The sequence below is a fragment of the Anaerolineales bacterium genome (genome assembly GCA_022866145.1).
GTDB lineage: Bacteria > Chloroflexota > Anaerolineae > Anaerolineales > E44-bin32 > PFL42.
Window position 1 is genome coordinate 1 of sequence record JALHUE010000016.1, and the last position, 7,646, is coordinate 7,646.

5 protein-coding genes are annotated in these 7,646 nt (G+C 66.2%); 1 reads left to right on the top strand and 4 read right to left on the bottom strand.

The annotated features are described in order from the left end of the window. From MUO23_00480 to MUO23_00495, 4 genes are all read right to left on the bottom strand, one after another. A partial coding sequence (locus tag MUO23_00480; GenBank protein MCJ7511426.1) for a hypothetical protein occupies window positions 1-1,061 on the bottom strand: 1,061 nt, incomplete at its 3' end. A gap of 6 nt (window positions 1,062-1,067) precedes the next feature. Next, the gene (locus tag MUO23_00485) at window positions 1,068-1,838 is read right to left on the bottom strand and encodes an ABC transporter ATP-binding protein (GenBank protein ID MCJ7511427.1); all 771 of its coding nucleotides are present in this window, start codon (window positions 1,836-1,838) and stop codon (window positions 1,068-1,070) included. A gap of 732 nt (window positions 1,839-2,570) precedes the next feature. Then, a complete protein-coding gene (locus MUO23_00490; GenBank protein MCJ7511428.1) occupies window positions 2,571-3,944 on the bottom strand; it encodes a hypothetical protein in 1,374 nt (457 codons plus the stop codon). Window positions 3,945-4,316: 372 nt separating this feature from the next. Next, window positions 4,317-5,294, bottom strand: coding sequence for an aldo/keto reductase (locus MUO23_00495; GenBank protein MCJ7511429.1), 978 nt, complete (start codon window positions 5,292-5,294; stop codon window positions 4,317-4,319). A gap of 574 nt (window positions 5,295-5,868) precedes the next feature. Between MUO23_00495 and MUO23_00500 the strand changes: the two genes are divergently transcribed. After that, a partial coding sequence (locus tag MUO23_00500; protein MCJ7511430.1) for a hypothetical protein occupies window positions 5,869-7,646 on the top strand: 1,778 nt, incomplete at its 3' end.

The following is a 7,646-nucleotide window of genomic DNA, read 5'->3' on the forward strand; positions in this document are numbered from 1 at the left end:
AGGTTGCGCAGGTCACGGCGCATCACGGCGAAGTCCTTGACGACGATCGCCCACACTGGCGATCCCCGTCCGGTCCGCCGCCGGGCGCCCGCCGCGAGGCGCTTGGCCGGCCGCCGCCTACGCGTGCTGGCCACCGAGACGCTCGCCCAGCCGCTGTAGTACAGCCGCTCCGAGAGCACCAGCGCCCCTCCGAAGACGGCGGCGCACAGGAGCAGCACGCCCAGCAGCATGCCACCCCCGAGCCACTCACCCTGCCCGACTCGAACCAGGCCGCGCCCGGCCCACGCCACCGGCGACCATGGGGTATCGAAGCGAGACACCAGCCTCGCCGCCTGCTGCAGCTGAGCTTCCTCCATGTTCGACATGCGCGCGAACTGACCCGACTGCGAGCATAAGATGGTGAACACGGCGCCAACAAAGCCGAGGATCTCGGCTGCCCGGCGCGCCGGGAAGACGTGCACCACGCCCATCACCAGCATGCCGGCCAGCCCGGCGGCAGCCAGCGCCAGCGCCACGAGGGACAGGATCACGAGCGGATAGTAGAGGAGGTTGTAGCCTTCGGCCGACCCCAGCCCAAAGAGCACCGGCAGCGCCAGCAGCGAAATCAGGGCCAGGTTGGGGACGATCGCCTGCAGCAGCTTGCTCAGGAACACGGCGCGGATCGGCACCGGGGCGGCGAGAAGGAAGTCCATGTCGCCCGCCAGGTAAAGCGCCTGCAGCAGCAGGCCGAAGCTGGTCAGCAGGATGGTCAGGAAGGCGACGCCCATCAACATGACCGGGATGCTCTCAGTCAGATCCGGCATGTTGGGCAGGAGGCGCAGGAACTCTTCCGAGCGGATCAAGCCGAGCACCATCCGGCTGACAAAGAACATCATCATCATCAAGCCGGCCAAGGCGACCGCCGTGACAATGCGGGCGATGCGATTGCGGGTCTTGCCGCGCCGGAAACCGTTGAACCAGAGGAGCAGCTGCAGACGCAGCAGCTTCCAGGTGGCGGGGAGCAGGCGGGCGTCGATCTCGCTCGCTCCGTCTCGCTCCGTGGAGATGGCCGTCGACGTCATGCTGGCCTACTTGAGCACGTCAGCGATCTCGGCATACTCGGCGCCGCCGGTCAGGGTGAGGAAGATGTCCTCCAGGCGGCTCTCGCCTGTGCCGACACTGCGCAGCTCGTCCATGGTGCCGGCGGCGATCAAGCGACCCTGGTTGATGATGCCGATGCGGTCACACATGCGCTCGGCGATCTCGAGGATGTGCGTCGACAGAAACACCGCCGCCCCGCGGTCCGCCAGCTGGCGCAGAATGTCCTTGATCAGGCGCGCCGACTTGGGGTCGAGGCCGACGGTCGGCTCGTCGAGCACCAGGACCTTCGGGTCGTGCACCAGCGCCGCCGCCAGCGACGCTTTCTGGCGCATGCCGTGCGAGTAAGAGTCGAGGGTGTCGTTGGCGGCGTCGGTCAGGTCGAACAGGCGCAGCAGCTCGTCGGAGCGGCGGTCGACCTGGCCGGCGTCGACGCCGTACAGATCGCCGACGAAACGCAGCAGCTCACGCGCGGTCAGCTTGGGATACAGGTGGGGCTCGTCGGGGACGTAGCCGCTGGCGGCCTTGGCGGGGATCGGCTCGCGCTGGACATCGTAGCCGCCGACGCGCACCGTCCCGGAGGTTGGGCGCAGCAGGCCGACGATGGCCTTGATGGTCGTCGTCTTGCCGGCACCGTTGGGGCCAAGGAAGCCGAAGATCTCGCCGCCGTAAATGTCGAGCGTGACATCGTCGACGGCGGCTTTCTCACCGAACTTCTTGACCAGGTTGCGGAGTTCGATCAGGGAGGGTGAAGTGGACATCGCGCGGTGCGCTTCCTTCTAGCTCATTGCTGCTCGCGTGGCGGGGGCGAGGGCGAAGGTCGACATCATTATACCGAGCGGGTGCTGGGCAGGCTGAGGTGGCGCAGACAGTCCGCTGACAGCCATCAGCCTTTGGGCGTCGTGCCATCGTGGGGGGCCAGGGGACGGTGCTTGCGGCCCCCTCCCTCTAAGCCCCTCGCGAAGCACCCCCGAAGCGAAGCGGAGGGGGCAACTCCCCCTCACCCCTCCCCCTGCAAGCGGCGGTCGGGGCACCGTGCGCTCGACGAGCCGAACCGCCGCGCAAGCTCCGAGGCGCCCCTCGCACCCGAGGCGCGGGGTGCACAATTGACGCCCAACAAGCGCGGCACGGAGAGGCCTCAATGGCGCAACCCGAGAGATCGTTGCGCCGCGGCGGTTGGGTGCCTCTTGCGTAAACCCACGCTATCCGCCGCTTGCGAGGGTGGGGGAAGGGGGTATGAGGGGGTAGGGGGGAGGGGAAAGTACTTCCCCTCTCCCCTACCCCCTCGGAACCAGGCCGCCGTACGACTGTCGAAGGGCATCTCGCGCCCGAGGAGAGATGCGCGCCCAGCCGGAAACGACCCCAGAACGAAAGCGATGTGAGGGATTCCATTCTTCCCCCATCTCACTCGCGCAGCACCTCCGCATCACGGCGGAGGTGCTGAGGGCGGAGACCCCGATGAAGGCAGGGGTGGTTGACCTCGGCTCAAGTTCTCACTCGCGTGGCAGCTCCTCGATCCACCTCCACGCCACGACCCCCAGACGCCGCAGCAGATCTATGGCGTTCTCTCGGTCCATGTCGGTATTGTCCTCAAAACGCATCCAGAAAGCTTCCCACCAACCCTCCGGCTCTTCCTTGGGACCGTCGTACTCGGTCGGGCGATCCGACGGGCCATCGACCACCAGGCTGCCCACGTAGTCGCCGTCGGCATACACCCGGTCGATCTGATCGGCGATGGCCTCGACGTCGGCTTCGGTCACGATCCCGTCACTGGTCGCCTTGTAGAACTGGACCGTGACCCGGATTGGGAACCGAGCGTCGCGCCGGATGGCCAGGCCGTCGACCTCGGTGAATGGGCCCTCCACCGCGCCATGGCCGATCACCGCCGCCTCGACATCGGACTTGGCCGCAGACTCCAACATCATCTGCGCCTCGCCGACCATCGGCAGGAGGTCGGTGAGCTCGACCTTCTGGCGCAGCGGCACCTGGATGATCAGCACCATGTTCAGCCCGCTCTCGCCAGCCGCCTCGGTGGAGTTGGGGCCAATCGGCCGGATCTGCCCGAAGTCGCTCAGCCGTACCCCGGTGAACGAGGCCCGCTCGCCGTCCTGGTTGAAGAACAGGCGCTGGCCCCAGGACCAGCCGGCCGGGAAGGCGTCGCGCGTGTTGTCAATGACGGTGGCGCTCGTGCCCTCACGCGTGGCTACGATCGTCAGCACGGCCGGGTCGCCTTCATAGGACTGATAGTTGAAGATCACCGGGTTGAACTCGGCGATCCCCTCTTGCGGGACGGGCAAGAACGCCGCCTGTGCACTGACCAGGACGTGTGAGTCGCGGGAGGCCAGAAGCGAGTCACCGCGGGATGCCCACGAGTCAGGTTCACTCAGGTAGCGCCGGAAGTGCTTCAGATACTCGGTCAGCGTGATGCGCTCTAGATCGTCGCCGAGCTCGTTGCCCACCAGCAGGTAGAAGTCGTCGGGCGAGATGTCAGCCGTGAGGTCAGTGTAGTTGGGGTAGCGGATGACCGGCATCAGGGTTAGGGCGCAGTCGGGCGACCCTTCCAGTTGGTGCTGGACCTGGATCGTGAGGTCGGAGATGTTCGGCCCGACGGAGGATCCGTAGTAGCGGCCGGTATCTTCCCAGGTCAGGTTGATCAGGTCCAGGCCGTGCTGCTGCGCCATGCGCAGCGCCTCTTCATCCCAGACCATCTCAGACGTGCGCTGGATAGCTTCCACATACTGCGGATCGGAAGGGCAGGCGGGCGGTCTTGACTTGTCGCGGAGGGGATCGGGCGGCCTCGCTGTGGCGCCGATGGACCCGAGGGAGACCAGGGCAGCGAGCAGAATGGGGTGTATGAGCTTGGACATCGGGAACCTCCTTGTCAAGCGGCAGCTTGCTTGCTCTGCATGCACAGACGCCGCGCATGGCGCCGAGGTTCCCGAGCGGATCTGGAGCATGTGCAAGTACCTGAGCCGAAGGCGCGATGTGGCCCTCCGGTGCCGCGCGATTCGCCATCCCGCCCCTTCCCTCGCGAAGCACCCTGGTAGGGCCCCCTTCAGGGGGAGGGGCGTCTTGGGGATGCGGGAGACCTTCGGTCTTCCGCATCCCCAGACAGTGAAGAGTATTCACCGCAGGGCCAAAGCTTCAGAGCGAAACGGTCCAAGCCAAGCAAATTGAACCGCGACGGAATGCTGCAGCTTCGTCTCCGATGCCCTCGGTCAAGGCAACGCGGTGGATGGTCAATCCGACCAGGGGGCGGGCTTGCGGTCCCAGCGGTGCAACCGCAACTGCTCGATCAGCCCGGCCTCCAGCCCGCCCGCATCGCTCGCCGCCAGGTTTGTTTCCACGTGAGGCGTTTTGCGCATACCCGGGATGACCGTGCTGACATCCGGGTTGGACAAGATGAATCGCAGCGCCATCTCGGGCATCGTCATCCCAGGCGGGATCACCGGCCGCAGCGCCTCGGCGCGCTCGACCGACGCCTCTAGGTTGCCCGGCGCGAAGTAGATGTTGCGCCAGTCGCCCTGCGGCCAGCGCGCCTCCGCCGTCAGCGTGCCGGTGAGCGTGCCCTCATCGAAGGGGACGCGGGCGATCACGGCGACGTCGAGCTGGCGGCAGACCGGGAATAAGGCATCTTCCGGCGCCTGGTCGAAGATGTTGTAGATCACTTGCACGGCGTCGACCAGCCCGGTGCGCAGGGTGCGAATGCCGTTCTCCGGCTCCCAGCGGTTCAGGCTGAGGCCGACCGCCTGGACTAGTCCCCGCCGCTTCAAGTCCTCAATTTCCCGCTGCCAGTGGTCATCCTCGGCCCATCCATCCTCCCAGACATGGAACTGGATCAGGTCGATGGACTCCAGCCCGAGGTTGTGCAGGCTGGTCTCGGTGTAGCTGCGAATGTGATCCGGCGGGAAGACCTGCTCCAGGGCATAGTCCGGCCGGGAGGGCCACTTCTGATTCTTGGGCGGGATCTTGGTTGCGACGACCAGCCGGCGGCCGGGATGGGCCCGCACAAGACGGCCGAGCAGCCGCTCCGAGTGACCGTCGCCGTAGGCCCGGGCTGTATCAAAGAAGGTGCAGCCGAGCTCCACAGCCCGCTCGAGCGAGCGCATCGACTCGGCGTCGTCGGAGCCGGTCCAGTCCCCCCCCGCCAGGCCCCACATGCCGTAACCCATCTCACTCACCTGCCAACCGACTCGACCGAAGGTCCGCAGTTTCATGTTTGCCGCCCTCCTCAGGCTCGCAGGGTCAGTTGTACCACCGCCCGTCTCGAGGGGTAAGCGGCTGCCTGGTGCAGAGGTAGAAGGGCCATCGCCGAGGAGGGTGCCCGGCCTCGCCTGCAACTCGAGCCCCCGTCTCGATCCGCCATGCCGCAATGCCGCGGGGATGCAGGGCGTCCCCTGCCGCTGACAACCGCGGCCGGTCGCCCGGTCGACCTGGACGGCGCTACCGTTTGCGGCGGCCTTGTGGGCCGGTTCACAAATGCGCAGGTGATCTCCCCACCGGACCCCCGGCGGTCCCTCGGCGATTCCGGTCACCCCAAGTGCATCAAGTTGGTTTTCTTTGTATACTATCTACTGGTGAGGCAGCCAACCTCCGGCGACTCCGCCCCCTGTCGCCTCGAGCAAGTGCGGGTGGGCGGTAGACTCGAACGACGGCACGTAGGCCAGACACGGCTGAAGGCGGACGCATTCCAGAAGGTAGAACCCGGGGTGCGGGGGCTTCACCACACTCCAGTTCGGAGTTCCGCTCGGACGAGATGGCTCACCAGGGAACCAGAAGGAGTGACTGGCCTTGAAAATGGCACCGTCGGGCAGATGGAGATGGGTTCTGCTGGCCTTGGGGGCGATGGCACTGGGAGTCCTCGCCGTGGCTGCTCTGGGCCTGATCTTCGGCCGCCAGTGGCTGGTCAAGCCCGGCTGGAGTGGTCCACCGGAGGTGCAATTCCGGCAGCCCTTCTCCGGCCAAGAGCTGGGCCTGAACGACGAGTTCCCGATTTTCATCCGCCTCTCGCCGTCAGAAGCGATGGGCCGCCTCGAGCTTTGGATTGACGGGGAGCTTTCAGATGCACTCGATCTGGGAGAACCACCCGGTACGTTCCCCTCGGAAGTCGCCTTCACCTGGAGACCTGGGGAGGCCGGGCCGCACGTTCTCGTGGCCCGGGCCGCTGACCTGGCTGGGAGGATCGGGATATCCCGACCCGTGATCGTCAAAGTCACAGACGATAAGGAAGAACCTTGGGTCGTATCTGAGACGATCGACGCTGGGGAGACGGTGGAGTCGATCGCCGGCGCCCTGGGCATGACCCCCGATGAGATTCTGGCTGCCAATCCCGAAGTTGGGGCTTCGCCGGCCGTCGGGATCGAATTGTCGATCCCTGTGCCGAGAGATAGGCTCCCGGCGGGTTACGTTGGAGACGATGCCCCGGATCCAGGATCAGCGCCGCCGGCCGTGTCGCCGGAGCCTGCTCTCGCCCTGGGTGGAGAGGGCGAAGGCCAGGCTACCGAAGTCTCCGTAGCTTCCCCCCGCGGGCTGCCAAAGGGCCTGGCCTGGAATCTCGGAAATCCCTCTCTCCCGACAGCACCCCAGCAGATCGCCCTGACCGCCTCCGGCGGCTGCACCGTCGAGGTCCGCTTCAGCGATGATTCCCTCTCCGAGGCCGGATTCCGCGTCTACCGCTGGGGGCCCGCCAGTTCCGACTTCTACCCGGTCGCCGAGTTGGGGCCGAATCGGGCGTCCGAGACGCTCGTCTTTCAGGACCAGGTCCCCTTTCCAGGGTTGCACTTGTACTATGTGGCGGCGGTGAATGCCTGGGGCGAGGCCCCCGGAGCGATGGCGCCGGTGGAAGTCTCCGGTGAAGGATGCATCCCGGAGCAGCCGGCGCAGGGGGATCGAACCTTTCCGCTGCAACTGGAAGTGCTCGAACTCGTGACGACACCGGCGGGATCTCTCGACTCTGCCTACTGCTATCTGTCGCTGGCCTTCATCGGCGCAAGTCACTTGCGCCTCCCGGCGGCGGAAGACACTTTCTTCACGCCGCGCGGGGAAGGCTGGAACATTGCCGACCACGCCGCCGGGTCCGGGCGAATTGCCTTTCGCCAGCCGTTGGACCAATCGATTCCCTTTGGCATGGAATGCTGGGGCTGGGCAGGCGATGACCTGGTCAACCTTGGGGCCTTCGAAGTAAACCTGCCTCCGGAGACATGGTTGCCCAATCTGCCCCAGGTGTTCACCGGCGAAGGAACCGCGCCGGAAGGGAACGGCTTCCGGGCCTCCTATCGGATCTCTCTCTTCTTGCCTGAAGGGCTAGAGTTCGTGCCTGTCGACTACTGCCCCGCGCCCTGCGACAGTGAGTTCCCGGCCCCGTATGATCTCAACATTGCTGACACAACCGACGACTGCATCGAGGGACATGTCAATCTAGCCGGTGGAGACCTCGGCGACGGGGCGGTGGCCGCCGAGTGGGCCTGCCTGGAGCTCGACCCCGACCAGATGCTGACCTGGGAGTGGGACGAGACCGCAGGTGTTCCGCGCTCCCAGACGCAGGGCTTCCAGGTCTGGACCTACCCCTC

Bases quoted from the DNA above. Each gene is read 5' to 3' on its own strand.
- MUO23_00495 (MCJ7511429.1), bottom strand. From the start codon at position 5,294: ATGAAACTGCGGACCTTCGGTCGAGTCGGTTGGCAGGTGAGTGAGATG.
- MUO23_00485 (MCJ7511427.1), bottom strand. From the start codon at position 1,838: ATGTCCACTTCACCCTCCCTGATCGAACTCCGCAACCTGGTCAAGAAG.
- MUO23_00490 (MCJ7511428.1), bottom strand. From the start codon at position 3,944: ATGTCCAAGCTCATACACCCCATTCTGCTCGCTGCCCTGGTCTCCCTC.